The organism is Flavobacterium sp. IB48 (genome assembly GCF_016405855.1).
Classification (GTDB): Bacteria; Bacteroidota; Bacteroidia; order Flavobacteriales; family Flavobacteriaceae; genus Flavobacterium; species Flavobacterium ginsengisoli.
The window spans coordinates 990,302-1,010,606 of sequence record NZ_JAEFCA010000001.1 but is presented as its reverse complement, the minus strand read 5'-3'; the positions used below and the strand labels follow the sequence as shown (position 1 = coordinate 1,010,606).

Here is a 20,305-nt window from a genome sequence, read left to right as displayed (position 1 = left end):
AACCGCCATGTTTGAAAAAGTAAAAAAAAACGGAACTGAACAATTAGGAAAAACAAATAGAATTGTTGAAGGAACATCAATAGTAGGAGATATAGTCTCTAAAGCCGATTTTAGATTAGATGGCGAATTGATAGGAAATTTTACTTCGCAAGGCAAAATAGTGATTGGGGCAAAAGGAGTTGTTAAAGGAGAAATAATTTGTAACAATGCAGATATAGAAGGAGAGTTTCATGGAAAAATAAAAGTTCTAGAAACCCTTAATATTAAATCGACTGCTCAAATACATGGAGAAGTTGCAGTAGGAAAACTTTCGATAGAACCAGGTGCCGACTTTACAGCAACCTGCACGATGCTTGCACATTCAAACACAGTTATAATGTTAGAAGATGGAAAAGGAGCCGAACAATAATAGGAGAAATAAATGGTTGGCATTTATTAACATTCCCTTTCAAATGGGAGTAATCATTTTTGTATTCTCTTATTTCGGAACTTGGCTTGATGAGAAACATCCAAGCCCCAAAGTATATTATAACACCATTTTTGTATTAGCCGGTGTTGGAGTTGCATTGTATAATGTAATCCGACAAGTAAATGATATCAATAAAACAAAGTAGTTTGTAAATAAAAAAGCCTTGAGATAAAAGTTGCATCTTTGCACAAAAATTATTTCAAATGCTTTTAAAAAATTACAAACCGTTTTTTTATTTGTTTGGCCTTGCTTTAGGGACTTATATTATTCATAAAGCAATTTTTTTCTTTAGTGAAATTAGTACGAAGAATTTTCATTACAGTTTAGAATTACTGTATTTTTCTTTCTTCGCGATTTCGTCTTTATTATACCTTATATTATTAGTAGTAAAAAAGAAGAATTTTGAAATCGTCGGAATGACGTTTTTATTCGGAACCTTTACACAAATGTTATTAGCCTATTTAGTTTTGCAGCCAATCTTAAAAAACAAAACAGGGGAGAGCGATGTTGAAAAAATTAGTTTTTTTGTAACATTTGTGCTGTTTTTGTTATTTCAGACGCTTTTAACTGCCCGATTATTAAATGAAAAGCGTTAAAATAACAATTCTTTAAAACAAGGTTTAAAAATAATTTTTCATATCCTTTTGAATATTAATAAAAAATGTACCTTTGCACCAAATTTTAGAAACGTAAAAAAATAAGATTTTCCACGATATGGTGATTTCAAACAAACCACTCAGCTTTATTCTTGCAGCTTTTGTAGCTTCTCTACCTATTATGGGTTTTGCAAATCAAGAGAATGATTCGACGCATGTACAAACTGAAACTGCTCACGAAGAGAAAGTAGTTTCACATAATGCTCCCGAAGAAGGAGAGCACGTTGCTCTAGATCCAAAGGCAAAAGTTGATGCATTTATTGATCACCACTTACAAGATTCTCACGATTTTGTTTTCTTTCAAGATGAGAAAGAAAACAAACACTACGGTTTTCCATTACCAGTTATTTTAATTGATGGTGGTCTTAAAGTTTTTTCTTCTTCAAAATTCCACTTTGGAGAAACAGTTGCAGAAGTTGATGGAAACTTCTACAAATTAGTTCACGGTAAAATTTACAAAACAGATGCAGCCGGAACAATTACTTTTAATGAGCACGGTCATCCAGAAAATGAAAAGCCATTAGATTTTTCTATTACTAAAAATGTTGTTTCAATGCTTTTCGTATCAGTATTATTATTATTAATGTTTACTGGTTTAGCAAAATCATATAAAAAAGGACCAATCCCAACTGGATTTGGTAGAGTTTTAGAACCACTTGTAATTTTCATTAGAGATGAAATTGCAGTTCCAAATATTGGAGAGAAAAAATACCGTAAATATATGGGTTACCTATTAACTGTATTTTTCTTTGTATGGATCTTGAACTTATTAGGAATGACTCCGCTAGGAATCAACGTAACAGGAAACATTGCTATTACAGTTTGTCTAGCAGCCTTTACATTTATCATTACTCAATTTAGTGCAAACAAAGATTATTGGGGTCACATCTTCTGGATGCCAGGAGTACCAGTTCCAATGAAAATTATCTTAGCTCCAATTGAGATTTTAGGAACATTAACAAAACCATTCGCATTATTAATTCGTTTGTACGCAAATATTACTGCAGGTCACGTAGTAATTATGAGTTTGATTGCAATGATTTTTGTTGGAAAAAATTTAGCAGCAGATTTGCCAATCTCATTAGGATTGACATTGTTTATCTCTGTTATTGAAATTTTAGTTGCGTTTTTGCAAGCGTTCATCTTTACAATGTTATCATCATTGTTTATCGGTATGGCAGTTCAAGATCATGATCATGCTCACCACCACGAAGACGAAACTGCGATTATTTAATTTTAGAAGTTTAATTTTATATATATAAATAGTTATGGGAACAATTCCAACTTTAGTAGGTGCTGGTTTAGTAGTAATCGGTGCAGGTTTAGGTTTAGGTAAAATCGGTGGATCTGCTATGGACGCTATTGCTCGTCAGCCAGAAGCTGCTGGTAAAATTCAAACTGCGATGATTATTATCGCGGCTTTATTAGAAGGTTTAGCATTTGCTGCTTTAATCTTAGGAAAATAATAAAGAGAGAAATAACAGCATCTTTAACGGTTGGTTAAAGATGTTGTTACTTTTAAAAAAGAAATTAAATATTTAATATAGTTATATAAAATGGATAAGTTAATTAACGATTTTTCATTCGGATTATTCTTCTGGCAAGCTTTAATCTTGGTAGTTTTGATTTTACTTTTAGTAAAATTTGCTTGGAGACCAATTATGGAATCTATTACTGCAAGAGAAGAAGGTATTAAAAATGCATTGCTTTCTGCTGAAAACGCAAAGAGAGAAATGGAAAATTTACAAGCTGACAATCAAAGAATTTTGAATGAAGCTCGTGCTGAACGTGACGCGATGTTGAAAGAAGCTCGCGAAATGAAAGAGAAAATGATTGCTGATTCTAAAAACGAAGCGCAAGAAGCTGGTCAAAAAATGATCGAACAAGCTAAAGCTGCTATCGAAAGTGAAAAAAATGCTGCAATGGCAGAATTGAAATCTCAAGTTTCTTCTCTATCATTAAGTATTGCTGAGAAATTATTGAAAGAAGAATTATCTAACAAAGAATCTCAAACTAAATTGGTTGAGAAAATGTTAGGTGACGTAAAGTTAAACTAAGATTATGGCAAGTACAAGAGCAGCAATTCGTTATGCAAAAGCAATTCTAGACTTAGCAAACTCTAAAGGTGTTGCCGAAGCTGTCAATAACGATATGAAATCAATTGCTAATGTAATTGAGACTAATGAAGAGTTGAGTACATTTATTCAAAACCCAACAACAACAGTTGAAGTTAAAGAAGGTGCTCTTTTAGAAGTTTTTGCAGATGTAAATGGAGTGACAAAAGGATTATTCCGTTTATTATTCGAAAACAAAAGATTTGAAATTCTACATGCAATTGCATTAGAATACAATAAATTATTTGATGAAAGTAATGGTGTTGAAGTAGCGAAAGTTACAACAGCAATTCCAATGGATGCTGCTTTAGAAGCTAAAGTTTTAGCAAAAGTTGCAACGTTATCAGATAAAAAAATTACAATTGAAAATGTGGTAGATCCTTCAATTATTGGTGGATTTATTTTAAGAATAGGAGATAATCAGTACAACGCTTCAGTTGCTAACAGATTACAAGTATTAAAAAGAGAGTTAACCCAAAACTAAATCTAACCTATGAGGAATTTTTTAATTTTATTTGTTTTCTGTATATCATTTCTATCGTTTGGTCAAAAGATCAAAGAAGATGATAACAAAATTTTATTTGACGGTACTGCAATTGCTAAGGTCGATAAAGATAAAACAGGTACACAATTTACATATACATCATTAGATGGTTCGACAGGGATTGTTGCCAATTTGAAAACACATAAAATTGATGCTCAAAATTCTAAAAGCTGGTTAGTGGTTACGAATTTAGATGGGTCTAAAAAAACAGAGGTAAACTTTGAGTTATTGTCTTTTACATTAAATTATAAAAAAGCAATAGCAGAGCTTCTTGCTAAAAAGTATACAATTTTCACTGCAAAAGGTATTGAAAATCTTGATGCTTTTTTTGCTGAAGAACGCCCGAGTATTTCTGCAGAAATAGAAAAAGTAAAAGAAGCAGGTAAAGTTGATGCGAAACAATTAGCCACTTTAAATTACCAAATTCATACAGCTGAAAAATTGGTTTTTTCTGGTGAAGTTCCTGAAGATGCTTTTACGTCAAAATATAGTGATGCAGAGCGTAAAGAGTTTATGTCTAAAGTGGTAGCAAAATATGTTGTTTCTTGGAAACAAGATTCATCTCCTTATCCAGTTTTGAATGTTGATATTTTGTCATTAAGCGGAAGATCTTTGGTTAAAGCTGTTGACAGAGGAGGAAAAATGGTAGTAGCTTTGACTGAGTCAAATAAAACATTTACTTATGCGCCATCTTTCGAATATACAAGCAGAAGCAGCGCAGCTGATACTGAAAGATTAGTTAAAGAAGTTGTAGATAACTCGTATTTAAATGGTCAAAAATTTATGACCTTAAGTGAGGCAGAAGTACTTTTAAGTGCTCAAAATGCTGACAAGATGGCTAAATATGAGGAAGCTAAGAAAAATTCAGCTAATATTTTTGATAAAAAAGGATATGCTATTGATCCAAAAGGTGAAAAAACAGAAGGAAAAGTAACTATTGATTTTGAAAGAATCGCTGTTCCAAAATCTAGCAATGGTATGGTAGATTTAGATAGCGGTGGTGATGGGAAACTGGTAACGGTTTTTGGTCCAAATGAAAAAGGAAATTTAAGAACATTCAATTTCAAAGCAAAAGAAAACGTAATGTTTGGTGTCTATAATGATGACAATACAGAAACAAAATACAGAGCTCTTTTGGTAAAAATTGAAAATGTTGCGCCAAAAGACAATACAGCTCTTGATTTAGGAGCTTTAGCAGGAGTGTCTTTAGCTTCAGCATCTTGGAAGTATTTTAAAGAAGTACAAGTTACAGATAAGATGAGCATCTATCAGGATATACCATCAAACACTTATGTGATTAAAGTACCGAAGCAAGAAAAAGGATTTCAGATTTTAGTAAAAAAAGGTAAAGAAGATAAATTTTTAAGTAAGTTAAAAGAATATGTAGGAGATTCTGTTGCTAGTAGTGATTTGGAAAAAATTGACTACAGCAATTTGGAGGGCTTAAAAAATCTAGTTGATTTATATTCTAATTTTAAATAAAAAGTAAAAGTAGGTAAAAATAATAATTATGGCGGAAATAAAACCTGCTGAAATTTCAGCAATATTAAGAAAGCAAGTAGAAGGTTTTGAATCTGGTGCTACGCTAGAAGAAGTAGGAACAGTACTTCAAGTTGGAGACGGTATTGCTCGTGTTTACGGGCTATCTAATGTACAATATGGAGAGTTAGTAGAATTTGATAACGGTATGGAAGGTATCGTATTGAATCTTGAAGAGGATAATGTTGGGGTTGTATTATTAGGACCATCAACTGGACTTAAAGAAGGATCTACTGCAAAAAGAACTCAACGTATTGCTTCTCTTAAAGTAGGTGAGCAAATGGTAGGGCGTGTAGTTAACACTCTTGGTTTTCCAATTGATGGAAAAGGACCAATCGGTGGAGACTTATATGAAATGCCTTTAGAAAGAAAAGCACCTGGAGTTATCTTCCGTCAGCCAGTAACTGAACCATTACAAACAGGAGTAAAAGCAGTTGATGCTATGATCCCAGTTGGACGTGGACAGCGTGAGCTTGTAATCGGTGACCGTCAAACAGGAAAATCTACTGTTTGTATCGATACAATCTTAAATCAAAAAGAATTTTACGATGCAGGAAAACCTGTATTCTGTATATATGTTGCAATTGGACAAAAAGCTTCAACTGTAGCAGGAATCGCTAAAATGTTAGAAGAAAAAGGAGCAATGGCTTATACAGTTATTGTTGCAGCTAATGCTTCTGATCCAGCTCCAATGCAAGTTTACGCTCCATTCGCTGGTGCTGCAATTGGAGAATATTTTAGAGATTCTGGTCGTCCAGCTCTTATTGTTTATGATGATTTATCTAAACAAGCTGTTGCTTACCGTGAGGTTTCTCTTTTATTAAGAAGACCACCGGGACGTGAGGCTTACCCTGGAGACGTTTTCTACTTACACTCTCGTTTATTAGAGCGTGCTTGTAAAGTAATCGCTGATGATGGTATCGCTAAAAACATGAACGATTTACCAGATTCTATCAAATCTATCGTAAAAGGTGGTGGTTCATTAACTGCATTACCAATTATCGAAACTCAAGCTGGTGACGTTTCTGCATATATCCCAACAAACGTAATTTCTATTACAGATGGTCAAATTTTCCTTGATGGAGATTTGTTCAACTCTGGGGTTCGTCCTGCAATTAACGTAGGTATCTCTGTATCTCGTGTTGGAGGTAATGCACAGATTAAATCAATGAAAAAAGTTTCGGGAACTTTAAAATTAGATCAAGCTCAATTCCGTGAATTAGAAGCTTTTGCTAAATTCGGTTCTGACTTAGATTCTGTTACTTTAAACGTAATTGAAAAAGGAAAAAGAAACGTTGAGATCTTAAAACAAGGTTTAAATGATCCTTATACAGTTGAAAACCAAGTAGCAATTATCTACGCTGGTTCTAAAAACTTGTTAAGAAATGTTCCTGTTAATAAAGTAAAAGAATTCGAAGCAGATTTCTTAGCTTACTTAAACAGCAAACATAAAGATACACTTAATGCTTTGAAAGCTGGAAAATTAGATGACGCTATTACTGACGTTATCGAAAAAGCAGCAAAAGAAGTTTCAGCAAAATATAACTAATAAGATAATTGGTAAATTAGATAATTAGAAAATGTAATCATTATTCTAATTATCTAATTTCAAAATTGTCACATTTTCTAATTAATAGATGGCAAATTTAAAGGAAATCCGTAATAGAATTACTTCCGTTTCATCGACGATGCAAATTACATCGGCTATGAAAATGGTTTCTGCTGCAAAGCTTAAGAAAGCACAAGATGCAATCACTGCAATGCGTCCTTATGCCGAGAAATTAACGGAGTTATTGCAAGATCTTTCTGCTACACTAGAAGGTGAAATAGGAGGAGATTACACTACACAACGTGAAGTAAAAAAAGTATTGTTAGTTGCTGTAACTTCAAACAGAGGTTTATGTGGTGCTTTCAATTCAAATATTATTAAAGAGATTAAAAACCGTACAGAGTTTTATGCTGGAAAGCAAGTTGACGTTTTTGCCATTGGTAAAAAAGGTGGAGATGCTTTAGCTAAAACGCATAAAATCCACGGTCATCATAATGCAATTTTTGATCATTTAACATTTGAAAATGTTGCTGGAATTGCTGATAATTTAACTCAAAAGTTTTTAACTGGAGAATACGATAGAATTGAATTGGTTTACAATCAGTTTAAAAATGCTGCGACTCAGATTGTTCAAGTAGAACAGTTTTTACCGTTAGCACCTATTAATACTGATGCAGTTGCTACTTCTGGAGATTATATTTTTGAACCAGGAAAAGAAGAGATTGTATTGGCTTTAATTCCTAAGTCTTTAAAAACACAATTATACAAAGGTATCCGTGATTCATTTGCTTCTGAGCATGGAGCACGTATGACTGCGATGCATAAAGCAACAGATAATGCTACTGAATTGAGAAACCAATTGAAATTAACTTATAACAAAGCTCGTCAGGCTGCGATTACAAGTGAGATTTTGGAAATCGTTGGTGGAGCAGAAGCTTTAAATGGATAATTTATTCCATAATATATAAAAGAAAAGCCAGCGTTAGCTGGCTTTTCTTTTTATTGGAAGTTTTATTCTTTTTTAAAAATAATTTTATAAAATGGTGATTCTCAAATTACAATTAAGTTGAGAATCACTACCATTTTATAAAAATAGACAGATAACTCTGCGTGCTTTGTCTTTCATGGGAACAAACTAGCTTTATTAATCCCAATGCTCTGTTTTTTTAAGGGTTACATTTCAGCAGAATCAATCCCTGTGCTTTGTCTTTTATGGGAACAAACAAGCTTTATTAGTCCCAGTGCTCTGTTTTTTTAGGGTTACTGCAGCTGAATCAATCCCTTATGCTTTGTCTTTTATGGGAACAAACAAGCTTTATCAGTCCCAGTGCTTCTTTTTTTATAAGGGTTGTATCTAGCTTTCTCATTCCCTTTGAAACAAATTTAAATAAAGACTGTAAAAAAAATGTTACATAATTTTTAATTAAATTTTATATATTTCACATGTTTTGATAAAAAACACATTATAATTATCTAGATATAAAGGTTTTAAGTGCGAGTATATTTTGTGTTTTTCTTTTTTTATTAAGTTTAATTTATTTTTCAAATATTAAACGTCTATTTCTTAGTTTTTATTTTAAGTACTTTTGAATTCTATTTCTTTTTTATACAATGACTTTACAAATACGAGAGCTTACTACCGCTGAAGATATGGTCGCTCAGATAAATACGATTCGATTTTTATATCCGAATATTTCGCTTGAAAAATATCAATTATTTCTCTCTGAAATGGTTCCGCATAATTATATACAGATTGCGGTATTTGAAAATGATACTTGTCTTGGACTTACTGGTTGTTGGTCTGCGACAAAACTTTGGACAGGAAAATATCTAGAAATCGACAATTTTGTTGTTAATCCTGAGTTTAGATCTAGAGGGATAGGAAAAATGTTAACCGATTATATAGAGAAGAAGGCAATAGAATTAAATTGCAGCAGTATAGTTTTGGATGCATTTACAGGAAATTTTGGAGCTCATCGATTTTATTATAATCAGGGTTATGCTCCGAAAGGATTTCATTTTGTCAAAATTTTAGATGAAAAGAAAATGACTGTCTAAAAACAATCATAAGTTTTCTTTATTGCATCAACAAAAGCACCATTAAACAAAAGAAATGGTTATTTTTGTCTTATAAACATTATTAGAATTATATTTTGGGATTATATAAAAATCTATTCAAGCAAACAGCAATTTACGGACTGGCGACAGTTTTACCAAGAATGCTAAGTTTTTTATTAGTGAGATTATATACAGGGATTTTGCCTACAGCTGAGTATGGTGAAGTTTCGATTGTATTGTCTTGGATGGTTTTCTTTAATGTGGTTCTTTCTTACGGAATGGAAACTGCATTTTTTAGGTTTTACAGTGCAGAAGATGATAAGAAAAACGTAATTGCTACTTCTACTATTTCTATTTTTTGGACCTCTATTCTATTTCTTTTTGCAGGCTTGATTTTTAGAAATACATTGGCAAATTTAGCAGAAGTCGATGTTCAGTATATTACTTATTCGGTATGGATTTTAGTTTTGGATGCATTGGTTTTAATTCCGTTTTCTAAACTTAGAGCTAATCAGAGACCTATGGTTTATGCGGCAATCAAAATTGGAAATGTTGTTATAAACTTATTACTGAATATATTTTTCCTGATGTATCTTCCAAAATTGGCAGAAGCAAATCCGAACTCTATTTGGGATAATTTATATGTACAAAACTTCCAGATTGCTTACATTTTCATTGCAAACCTTTTAGCAAGTTTGGCAACTTTTATTGTGCTTTCTCCAAATTATCTTTCGCTTGAACGAAAATTCGATCCAGTGCTTTGGAAGAAAATGATGAAATACGGACTTCCGATTTTGGTGGCAGGTTTGGCTTTTGCAGTAAATGAGCATTTTGATAAAATCCTATTAGGATATTTACTTCCTGAAAACCTTGCAAAATCTGAAGTTGGAGCTTATTCTGCTTGTTACAAATTAGGATTATTTATGGTTCTTTTTGCGACAGCTTTTAGATTAGGAATTGAGCCATTCTTTTTTAGTCATGCTAAAAATGAAAATGCACCACAGACTTACGCTGTTATAACCAAATATTTTGTGATTTTAGGATCATTGATTTTATTGGGTGTAATTGTTTTTGCAGATCTTTTAAAGTATTTATTATTAGATAATAAATCGTATTGGGAAGCGATGAAAGTTGTGCCTTTAATTATTTTGGCAAATTTCTTTTTGGGAATTTATAACAACTTGTCGGTTTGGTATAAACTGACTGATAAAACAAAAATTGGGGCTTATATTTCTATTGTAGGAGCAATTGTAACTTTGATTTTAAATTATCTTTTAATTCCAAAATACAGCTATTATGGTTCTGCAATTGCAACCATTTCGGCTTACGGAAGTATGATGCTTATTTCTTATGTTTTAGGAAATAAATATTATCCGATTCCTTATGATATGAACAAGATTGGTGCTTATTTAGGTGTTTCAATAGTATTTTCAGTAATCTCATTTTACGGATTTAGAGAAAAATATTATGTTGGAATCCCACTTCTTTTAATCTTTATGTATATGGTTTACCATTTTGAAAAAGATACTATAAAAGGAATAATGAAAAGAAAATAAGACGTTTTAAGAAAATTATATTCAAAAATGAAAATTCAAATTATCAATAAATCGCAGCACGATTTACCAAATTACGAAACAATTGCATCTGCAGGAATGGATTTGCGTGCCAATATTATAGAACCAATTACGTTAAAACCTTTAGAAAGAACTATTGTAAAAACAGGACTTTTTATAGAATTGCCAATTGGTTACGAAGCGCAGGTAAGGCCTAGAAGCGGTCTGGCAGCAAAAAAAGGGGTAACCGTTTTAAATTCGCCAGGAACTATTGATGCAGATTACAGAGGAGAAATAGGAGTAATTTTAGTAAATTTATCTAATGACGATTTTGTAATAGAAAACGGAGAACGAATTGCGCAGTTGATTATTGCAAAACACGAAAGAGCTGAATGGATTGAAGTTGAAACACTTACTGAAACATCAAGAGGTGAAGGAGGCTTTGGAAGCACTGGAGTGAAATAATAAAAAAGAAAGACCAAACCCAATGAAGATTTTTTTTAATCTTCCCATAAAATCAAATAAAAAATGAAGATAATTGTGCCAATGGCAGGCCGCGGATCAAGATTGAGGCCTCATACTTTAACAGTTCCAAAACCGTTAATCCCAGTAGCAGGAAAATCTATCGTACACCGTTTAGTTGAAGATATTGCCAAAATATTAAAAGAACCAATTGAAGAAGTTGCTTTTATCTTAGGAGATGAAGCTTTTTTTGGAGAAGATGTTGTAACAAGTTTAGAAGATTTAGCTAAAGGATTAGGAGCTAAAGCTTCAATCTATCGCCAAGATCAGCCTCTAGGAACCGGACATGCTATTATGTGTGCTAAAGAATCTCTTTCTGGACCAGCGGTAATTGCTTATGCAGACACTTTAATTAGAGCAGATTTCGAATTAGATCCAGAAGCAGATGCAGTAATCTGGGTAAAACAAGTAGAACAGCCCGAAGCTTTTGGTGTTGTAAAACTAAACCAAAATAATGAAATTATAGAATTGGTTGAAAAACCAAAAGAGTTTGTTAGCGATTTAGCTGTTATAGGAATTTATTATTTTAAAGAAGTTGGAATTTTAAGAAACGAACTTCAAAATGTTTTGGACAATAATATTCAGAATGGTGGAGAATACCAGATTAATGATGGTATCAAAGCGATGATGGCAAACGGAAAAGTTTTCAAAACAGGAAGTGTTGACGAATGGATGGATTGCGGTAACAAAGATGTTACAGTTGAAACTAATACAAGAATGTTAGGTTTTCTTCATAATGATGGCGAGCATTTGGTTGATTACGGTGTTACATTAGAAAATTCAACGATTATCCCTCCATGTTATATTGGCGAAAATGTAGTTTTGAAGAATACTACAATTGGTCCAAATGTTTCTCTTGGAAAAGGATGTCACGTAACAGACAGCACAATTAAAGACAGTTTGATACAAACATATTCTCAAATTAAAAATGCTAATCTTGATAATGCAATGATCGGAAACCATGTGAGTTACGATGGTAAATTTACAAGTATTAGTATTGGAGATTATGCTGTTTTAGAATAAAATAAATTAGCAAGGTTTCGTTTTGTTTAAAATGTAGTTTTTACAAATGATCAAAAAAAGAGTTTTTACGGTTTTATTTTTTGCTTTGTTGAGCACATCATTTTCGGTTTTTGCACAGACAGAACCCGAAGATATTGCTATGGCAACAGACGAATATCAGGACTCATTTTATGAATCATTAAAACAAAAAGGAATTGAAAATTATGATAAAGCCATTGTATCATTGGAAAAATGTATAAAACTTAAACCCAATGATGCAGTTGCTTATTTTGAATTAGGAAAAAACTATTTGTCGCTTAAACAATATCAGAATGCACAAGATGCTTTTGAAAAAGCAACACAGCTTGATCCTAAAAACAAATGGTTTTGGCTTGGAATTTATGATGTAAGTTACGAGACAAAAAATTATCCTTTGGCAATTGAAATTATTCAAAAAATTATTGTTTTTGACGAAGAATATAAAGATGATTTGATTTCGTTATATATGATTACCAATCAGTATGACAAGGCATTGACCGCGATAAATGAAATGAATGATAAGTTCGGAAAATCTGCTGAACGTGAAATTTATAAAACACAGATTTTATCTCAAGGAAAATACCAAAATGCTGAAATTGACAATCTTTTGGAACAGATTAAAAAAAATCCGAAAGAAGAATCAAATTATGTAAATCTGATTTTTTTGTATTCGAAAAATAATGAAAATGAAAAATCGCTAGAAGTAGCAAAACAATTGGCAAAAGAACTTCCTAATTCTGAATGGGGTCAAGTGAGTTCGTTTAAAGGATATTTGGATGCCAATCAAGCAGATAAAGCTATAAAATCGATGAATATGATTTTAGCAAGCTCAAAAATCGATTCAAAAATTAAACACAGAACTTTGAATGAATTTTTGATTTATGTAAATAAAAATCCACAGTATTCTGCCGATTTAGAAAAAGCCATTTCTTATTTTGACAACGATAAAGATGTTGATGTTGCCAAAGAAATTGGAAAGTTTTATCATAGTAAAGGACAATTTGAAAATGCCATTAAATATTATGAAAAAGATTTAAAGAGTCATTCAGATACTGACCTTGAGACCAATATGTTATTATTGGAGGCATATTCTCAAGTTAAGCAGTATGAACCAATGACCAAAAGAGCTATGATGCTGATCGAAGTTTATCCAAGTCAACCACAGTTTTATTACTATGCAGGTTTAGGAAGCAATCAGTTGAAACAGTTTAAAAATGCAAAAACCGTCTTAGAAATGGGTCTTGATTATGTGGTTGATGACGTAAAATTAGAATCAAATTTTAATATTCAGTTAGGAGAGGCATACAATGGATTGGGAGATGCAAAGAAAAAAGAGGAATACTTTTTGAAAGCAAATGAAGTATTAAAGAAGAAAAAATAAAAGAGAATTCAAATGAAAAAATATATATCAATACTAGCATTATCTATTGCTGTAATTTCTTGTAAAACAAAAGCAGTAGCAGTGCAAGGAAATACAAGCCAGACAATTGCACCAAAAGAAGACAAAAAAGTAATCGAAAAACATTACGACAACAAGTTAGATTTTTCGACTTTGTACATAAAAGCGAGCGCAAGATATGCTGATGAAAAACAAAGCCAAAATGTTACGGCAGAAATCAGAATTGAAAAAGACAAACAGATTCTAATAAGCGTTCGTTTCTTAGGAATTACAATGGCAAAAGCTTTGATAACACCTTCGGCAGTAAGTTATTATGAAAAAATTAATAGTACTTATTATGAAGGAGATTTTACAAGTTTGAGCAAATGGCTTGGAACAGATTTAGATTATACCAAAGTTCAAAATCTATTGATTGGAGAAGCTTTTGATGATTTAAGAAAAGGAAAATATACGCAAACTATTGTAGAAAATCTATTCAGATTAGATGAAGATAAAGATGCCAACATAAAGAAAACCTTTTTCTTAGATGGGGAAAAATATTTAATTCAGAAAGAAGAGATTTCTCAGCCATCAGAAAACAGAACATTGCAAATTGCCTATTCAGAAGCTAAAAATTTTGATCAGGGAACATTGCCTACAAGTATAGAAATCAATGCAGTTCAGCCAAAAGGCAAGACAAGCATTAACTTGAATTACAACAATATTTCATTTAATGAAGAACTTTCTTTTCCGTATAGTGTACCAAGCGGTTATAAAAAAGTTACAATTAAGTAAATTTGCAAAAATAAAAAGATAAACATGCCAAAATTTCTCCTAAGTCTAGTTTTAGTTTGTGCCACTACATTTGTATGGGCGCAAGATTCTCAGCAAGAAAAACTGGAGCAGCGTAAAGCTCAAATTCAGCAGGAAATCAGAGATAACGAAAAGATGCTTCAGTCTGTTCGAAAACAAGAGAAATCTGCTGTAAATGAATATTTAATTCAGGCGAATAAAATTAAGCTAAAAGAGAAATTAATCAATACTACGGCAAAACAAGAAAAACTGATTAGTAATGACATGTATATTAATCAGGTTCAGGTAAATAAACTTAAAAAAGAACTAAAAGTTCTAAAGGAGGATTATGCAGAAATGATTTTAAAATCATACAAAAGCCGATCTGAACAAAGCCGTGCGATGTTTATTTTATCATCTGAAAGTTTCTTGCAAGCTTACAAAAGGGCACAATATTTAAAACAATATACTACTTTTAGAAAAAATCAAGGTCTTGAAATTCAGTCAAAAACAGCTCAGTTAGTTGATTTTAACGCAAAACTTGATGGACAAAGACAGGTAAAAAAGAAGATTATAGCCGAGAATCAAAAAGAAAAAATTACGCTTGAAGTAGAGAAAAAAGAACAGCAAAAATTAGTTAATGCCCTTAAAAAAGATAAAAATAAAATTGCTGCTGATATTCGATCAAAACAAAATGAATCTAAGCGTATTGATAAACAAATTGACCGTTTAATTCGTGAAGCTATTGCGGAAGCAAACAGAAAAGCAGCTGCAGAAAGAGCAAAAGCAAATCCAGGTTCGACCGAAACAAAAACGGCACCAGTTTCTTCTTCTAAAATTGTCATGACTCCTGAAGATAAAGTTCTGGCAGCAGATTTTAAAGCAAACAGAGGAAGATTGCCTTGGCCTGTAGAGAAAGGATTTATTTCTCTTGGCTATGGAGATCAGCCACACCCACTGCACCCTTCAATTACAGTTCATAATTCTGGAGTTGAGATTACAACAGAAGACGGTGCAAACGCGAGAGCAGTATTTGCGGGAGAAGTTTCTAAGGTTATCGTTTTATCGCCAGTGAATAAAGCAGTTGTAATTCAGCACGGAGACTTTTTCACGGTATATCAAAATTTAAGTTCAGTTTCTGTTAGTCAGGGAGATAAAGTGACTATTAAACAAAATATTGGAAAAGTTAGAACAAGTGGTGATACAGGAAAAACAATCATCAAATTCTTGATTCTACAAAATACATCAAATAATAATCCAGAAGGATGGCTGCAAAGCAGATAATCTTATTCTAGATTTAAACCTAAAAAAATCCTTTCTATCGCTAAAGATAGAAAGGATTTTTTGTTTTTAATTACTTACGTTATCAGGATTTTGAACTAGAGCAGGATTAGAATCTAAATCATATCGTGGAATTTTGAATAAGAAATTTTTGGAAGGAACAAATTGCAAAGGATTGTTTACGTACATATTAATTCCGTTATCATTTCCATATTTAACATGATCGGCAACGTTTTTTCCAATTCGATTGGTTCTTAATTCGTCAAAAAATAATAACCCTTCTCCAACAAATTCCCATCCTCTTTCTTTGTAAATGGCATCAGCAAATTGTTCTTTACTTAAACCTGGAGTTAGATCTGGAAGCTTAGCTCTATTTCGCACTCTATTTACGTATGCATAAGCTGCTGCAGGACCGTTAATTTCATTTTCTGCTTCAGCATAATCTAGCAATACATCGGCATAACGAATAGCATAAGAATTTGCTTGAGGTTTTTTTAGTGTGGCCGAACTTTCGGTTCGGTCATAAAATTTCAGATTTCCTGGCGAAGCTGTTTTCCATCCTTTAGACCCAGGAAAGAAACCTTTGTCGGCTGGGACAAATTCTATGGTTTGTAAAATATGACTTGGATTTCCTTTTTCAGTAACATTTACCTTCGTTAAAAAACTGCCTTCTTTTCTAGCATCATTATCACTATATGAAAGATAATGCTGTATTGAAGGACCAAATCGATGATACATATAGCAACCCAATGTTGTTTCGGTTATGTTTACACCAAACATTACGTGGTTGTTGTTGTATTCATTTTCGACACCTCCAAACTGTAATTCAAACACAGATTCAATTCCGTTTTTGTTGTTAATGTTCCACCAAAACCATAGATCTTTAAAGTCGGGCTGCAAATCATATTGACCCGATTGAATAACTTTTGCAGTGTAATCTTTAGACTTTTGAAAAAAAGTTCTGTCTCCAGTCATACTGCCTCGGGTGAGGTATAAATCTCCAAGCAAAGCTTGCGCAGCTCCTTTTGAAGCTCTCCAAATATTATCGCTTGAATAATTAGATTTTAGAGGCAAATTTTCTTCAGCATATTCTAGATCGGAAATAATGTAGGCATAAGTTTCCTCTGTTGTTTTTCGTGGAATTGCAAGGTTTTTTAATCCTTCTGTAAAAGTTTCAGGAATCGGAACACCTCCGTACATGCGTACTAGATTGTAGTATGTTGCGGCTCTTATAAAACGAGCCTCTGCAAAATATCGCTTTTTTAGAGTTTCGTCCATTTCAACATCTGCACCTCTGCCAATAACTAAATTTGCTCTATTGATAATGTTGTAGGCATCGTCCCAATTTGTAATTACCATTTTATCAGCATTGTTCATGTCTGACCAAACATTCCAGAGTTGTGCATCATCTTTAGCGTACGCGGGAGAACCAAATTCAGTTAAGACTTCCAAGTACATGATATACTTGTAATAACCATTAAATCCATTTTGATAGCCATCATAAACACCAACCAATGCAGTATTCAATTCATCAGCATTTTTATAATAATTGCTTGGAGACAGGAAAGTATACGGTTCTTCTGCTAAATCAGTGCACTGTGAAAAAAATAGTATTGCACAACCTGAAAAGATATATTTTAGAATTTTCATGAGTATTGATTTTTAGAATTAAAATTTAGCAGTAAATCCAATAAGCATTGTTTTTACGTATGGAGATGTTACGTTTCCGCTTTCAGGATTATATCCTCTGTGATTTGCAATATTGATAAAGTTCTGCGCATTCACATACACGTTTAATTGTTTTACCCAATCAGCGTTTTTGATTACTTTAGATAAATTGTAGGCTAGTTTTATATTTTTAACTACAAAATAATTCCAGTCACCATTTGTTCTATTTGATAGATATACATCTTTTGCACCAGCTCTAGGGAAATTTCCAGAAGGGTTTTCTGGGCTCCACATTCTGTCATAAGCATACTGAGTAGGAATGTAATTTCTGTTCTGAATTTGATTTTCTCCATAAATCATATAGTTATTATCCTCATCAGAAGCCAGACCTGTTGCACCTTGCCCGTAAATATCTAATGTCAGGTTTTTATAACTTAGATTAGTTGATATCCCGTAAAAGAAATCGGGCGAAGTTGTTCCGATATTTACATAATCATCATTGTTGATGATTTTATCGTTGTTTTTGTCCACATACATTTCTTCTCCAAGTTGCGCAGTAGGACGTATTTGCTGATAAGCTGTTAATTGTTCCTGAGTTTTAATAATACCAGCAGATTCTCTCGCCCAAACACTATTTACAGGCTGTCCTACAATTAGATATTTAGCAATTCCCGCAGAAGAACTTCCAACATTTATGCGGCTTACATCTCCATAAAGGCTTACAATTTCATTTTTGTTTTTAGAAATATTACCGCCTATCTCCCATTTAAAATCAGAATCTATTACTTTTACTCTTGCAGTGACTTCAATACCGACGTTTTTGACTTCGCCAATATTCTGAAGCATACTAGAATAACCAGAAGTTGTAGGGATAGGAACGTTGTATAAAAGATCTGAAGTTTGTCTCTGATAAAAATCTAAATTCAAATCAAATCTTTTCCATAAACTTAAATCGATACCGGCATTGTATTGAATGTTACGCTCCCATTTTAGATCTGGATTTCCAATTGTCTCTACAAATCCTAAAATTGGATTATTTTCGTAAACATAATTTGCTTTAACAAGTTTAGAAAGAGATTGATAATTTCCAATTTCCTGATTACCGGTAACACCATAACTCGCTCTAAGTTTTAAAGCAGAAATGACATTACTGTTTTTAAGAAAGTTTTCTTTATCAACATTCCAGCCCAATCCCAAAGAAGGGAAAAATCCCCATTTATTGTTGGTTCCAAAACGAGATGATCCATCATAACGTCCTGTTAATGTTATAAGATATTTTTCATTATAAGCATATGAAGTCCTTGCCGTCCAGGAAATTAATTTGCTCGAATATTTGTTAGAAGAATTGGTTATACTTCCTCTGTCGGCGTACGTAATATCATTTGCTCCTGTGGCATCATTTTGAAAACCAGATCCTTTAACGCCCAAATCTTCATAAACATATTCTTGCCATGAATAAACTGCTGTTGCAGTAAGACTGTGTTTATCTTTCCAGATGTTAGAATAGCTTAAAATATTATCAGTAAGTTGAGAACTTTGTCTTCTATAATATTGTCCACCAGTTCCTGTGCTTCCAGACCCAATTCCAGCTGTAGATTTAGAAGTGTAGTATTCATATTGTTTTTCATTAGAAATATCGACACCATAATTGGTTTTAAAGGTTAAATTTTTTGCAAGTTTAAAATGCGCATACACATCTCCAAGAATACGATCTGTAGAAATTTCGTTTGTCATTTCTGATGCCTCCGAAACAGGATTCCAAGTTCCTTCAAAATAAGAACTTACGGCAGGATCTTCTGTAGCATAATACCAGCTTCCATCTGGATTTTTTACAGGTATGGTTGGCCATCCGTATCGAAAGATATCTCCAGTTGGATTATCTCGAATATCTCTCTGGGAGCGGCCAACCTGTAAATGTGTTCCAACGGTAAGCCAAGGTTTGTATTCATGATTTAAATTAGTTCTGACAGTCAATTTTTTAAAACCAGAAGCTTCTACAATTCCATCTTGCGAAAAGATGTTTCCAGAAAGAAGGTAAGTTGTATTTTCTTTTCCACCACTAAAAGACAAAGAATAGTTTTGCATAAGCGCCATATTCTGAATTATTTCGTCTTGCCAATCTGTATTGATGTTTGGAGCAGGATTTGTAGCAGAATAAACCGGCTTTCCTGTAGAATACGTATAGGCGTTGTTTATAAAACTGATAAAACTATCTCTATTTAAAGTTTTAGGCAGTCGAGTAGGAGTGGAGATTCCTTGTGTACCAACAATTTCTAAATTGTTTTGTCCTTGTTTTCCTCTTTTTGTTGTAATAAGGATAACACCATTTGCGCCTCTTGATCCGTAAATAGCAGCCGAAGAAGCGTCTTTAAGAATTTCCATAGATTCGATGTCGTTAGAACTAATGTCATTTAAATTGCTGTTTACCAAGGGAAAACCATCAACAACAATTAAAGGATCATTACCAGCACTCACAGATCCGTTTCCGCGAATTCTTATTTTCGGAGAAGAACCTGGAGAAGAATCATTGTTAAGAACTGCTACACCAGCTGCTCTTCCTTGAACAGCCTCTAACGGATTTGAACTTGTAACGGTATTTAGAACATCACCCTTAATTTGTGCAATCGAACCGGTTAAATCGCTTTTTTTCATCGTTCCGTAACCCACAACAACGACCTCCTTAAGTTCAGAAACTTCGTCAGTTAGAGTAATGTTGATGATAGAAGATTGTTCGACTGTTTTTTCAATTGTTTTAGAACCAGTAGAACTAAAAATTAAGACGCTTCCGGTATTGGCGCTTATTGAATATTTTCCATCAAAGTCAGAGGTGGTATTCGTTTGCGATCCCTTTACGACAATATTCGCTCCGGGAATGGGAATTCCGCCTGAATCAGTTATTATTCCTGTAACCATTTTGGTTTGTGCAAAACTGGTCAAGTGCACAAAAATGGAAAAGACCAAAATTATCAAATGTCTAATTTTGTTTTTCATAAGTAAAAGTTTTCGGTTAGTAAAGTTGTTTAAACTTATTTATAACCGAAACTCTTTGTATCCTGCTCTATCCTGTTAATTATGAATGAAATAACTTTTGTTTTAAAATTTTAAAGCTATTTTTTCTTTTGAATGACTGATTTAGTGGTT

18 protein-coding genes are annotated in these 20,305 nt (G+C 32.8%); 16 read left to right on the top strand and 2 right to left on the bottom strand.

From position 1 onward, the window contains the following. Window positions 1-7: 7 nt before the first annotated feature. The 16 genes from JC605_RS04385 (at window position 8) to JC605_RS04305 (ending at window position 15,499) form a co-directional block, all read left to right on the top strand. Window positions 8-409, top strand: a complete 402-nt coding sequence (locus JC605_RS04385) for a polymer-forming cytoskeletal protein (RefSeq protein ID WP_198855036.1) — start codon at window positions 8-10, stop codon at window positions 407-409. Then, window positions 387-614, top strand: a complete 228-nt coding sequence (locus JC605_RS04380; RefSeq protein WP_095930601.1) for an AtpZ/AtpI family protein — start codon at window positions 387-389, stop codon at window positions 612-614. The genes JC605_RS04385 and JC605_RS04380 overlap by 23 nt, the downstream gene beginning before the upstream one ends. Window positions 615-1,183: 569 nt before the next feature. Beyond that, on the top strand, window positions 1,184-2,359 hold the full coding sequence (gene atpB, locus JC605_RS04370) for a F0F1 ATP synthase subunit A (RefSeq protein ID WP_198855034.1): 1,176 nt from the start codon (window positions 1,184-1,186) through the stop codon (window positions 2,357-2,359). 34 nt (window positions 2,360-2,393) lie between these two features. Continuing rightward, window positions 2,394-2,591, top strand: coding sequence for an ATP synthase F0 subunit C (gene atpE / locus JC605_RS04365; RefSeq protein WP_008465835.1), 198 nt, complete (start codon window positions 2,394-2,396; stop codon window positions 2,589-2,591). Between the two features lie 90 nt (window positions 2,592-2,681). Then, window positions 2,682-3,182 (top strand): F0F1 ATP synthase subunit B, encoded by a 501-nt coding sequence (locus JC605_RS04360; protein WP_198855033.1) that lies wholly within the window; start codon window positions 2,682-2,684, stop codon window positions 3,180-3,182. Between the two features lie 4 nt (window positions 3,183-3,186). Beyond that, a complete protein-coding gene (gene atpH, locus JC605_RS04355) occupies window positions 3,187-3,723 on the top strand; it encodes an ATP synthase F1 subunit delta (RefSeq protein WP_198855032.1) in 537 nt (178 codons plus the stop codon). 9 nt (window positions 3,724-3,732) lie between these two features. Further along, the gene (locus tag JC605_RS04350; RefSeq protein WP_198855031.1) at window positions 3,733-5,265 is read left to right on the top strand and encodes a hypothetical protein; all 1,533 of its coding nucleotides are present in this window, start codon (window positions 3,733-3,735) and stop codon (window positions 5,263-5,265) included. Between the two features lie 28 nt (window positions 5,266-5,293). Beyond that, entirely contained in the window at window positions 5,294-6,871 is a 1,578-nt protein-coding gene (gene atpA, locus JC605_RS04345) for a F0F1 ATP synthase subunit alpha (RefSeq protein ID WP_111368389.1), read from the top strand. A gap of 88 nt (window positions 6,872-6,959) precedes the next feature. Then, the gene (gene atpG / locus JC605_RS04340; protein ID WP_198855030.1) at window positions 6,960-7,820 is read left to right on the top strand and encodes an ATP synthase F1 subunit gamma; all 861 of its coding nucleotides are present in this window, start codon (window positions 6,960-6,962) and stop codon (window positions 7,818-7,820) included. Between the two features lie 662 nt (window positions 7,821-8,482). Then, on the top strand, window positions 8,483-8,929 hold the full coding sequence (locus JC605_RS04335; RefSeq protein WP_198855029.1) for a GNAT family N-acetyltransferase: 447 nt from the start codon (window positions 8,483-8,485) through the stop codon (window positions 8,927-8,929). A gap of 95 nt (window positions 8,930-9,024) precedes the next feature. Further along, the gene (locus JC605_RS04330; protein ID WP_198855028.1) at window positions 9,025-10,485 is read left to right on the top strand and encodes a lipopolysaccharide biosynthesis protein; all 1,461 of its coding nucleotides are present in this window, start codon (window positions 9,025-9,027) and stop codon (window positions 10,483-10,485) included. A gap of 27 nt (window positions 10,486-10,512) precedes the next feature. Further along, window positions 10,513-10,947: a dUTP diphosphatase gene (gene dut / locus JC605_RS04325; protein ID WP_198855027.1), complete on the top strand. Its 435-nt coding sequence runs from the start codon at window positions 10,513-10,515 to the stop codon at window positions 10,945-10,947. A 63-nt stretch (window positions 10,948-11,010) separates the two neighbouring features. Continuing rightward, window positions 11,011-12,027, top strand: a complete 1,017-nt coding sequence (locus tag JC605_RS04320) for a sugar phosphate nucleotidyltransferase (protein WP_198855026.1) — start codon at window positions 11,011-11,013, stop codon at window positions 12,025-12,027. A 46-nt stretch (window positions 12,028-12,073) separates the two neighbouring features. Beyond that, window positions 12,074-13,426 (top strand): lipopolysaccharide assembly protein LapB, encoded by a 1,353-nt coding sequence (locus JC605_RS04315; RefSeq protein ID WP_198855025.1) that lies wholly within the window; start codon window positions 12,074-12,076, stop codon window positions 13,424-13,426. A gap of 12 nt (window positions 13,427-13,438) precedes the next feature. Next, complete coding sequence (locus tag JC605_RS04310) at window positions 13,439-14,218, top strand: DUF4292 domain-containing protein (RefSeq protein ID WP_198855024.1); 780 nt, start codon at window positions 13,439-13,441, stop codon at window positions 14,216-14,218. Window positions 14,219-14,242: 24 nt separating this feature from the next. Beyond that, window positions 14,243-15,499 (top strand): murein hydrolase activator EnvC, encoded by a 1,257-nt coding sequence (locus JC605_RS04305; protein WP_198855023.1) that lies wholly within the window; start codon window positions 14,243-14,245, stop codon window positions 15,497-15,499. 66 nt (window positions 15,500-15,565) lie between these two features. Here JC605_RS04305 and JC605_RS04300 read toward each other — a convergent pair whose 3' ends face one another. Both JC605_RS04300 and JC605_RS04295 read right to left on the bottom strand, forming a co-directional pair. Further along, window positions 15,566-17,146 carry a RagB/SusD family nutrient uptake outer membrane protein gene (locus tag JC605_RS04300; RefSeq protein WP_198855022.1) on the bottom strand — a complete coding sequence of 527 codons (1,581 nt, stop codon included), beginning with the start codon at window positions 17,144-17,146 and terminating at the stop codon, window positions 15,566-15,568. Between the two features lie 18 nt (window positions 17,147-17,164). Further along, entirely contained in the window at window positions 17,165-20,155 is a 2,991-nt protein-coding gene (locus JC605_RS04295; protein ID WP_198855021.1) for a TonB-dependent receptor, read from the bottom strand. Window positions 20,156-20,305 lie beyond the last annotated feature (150 nt).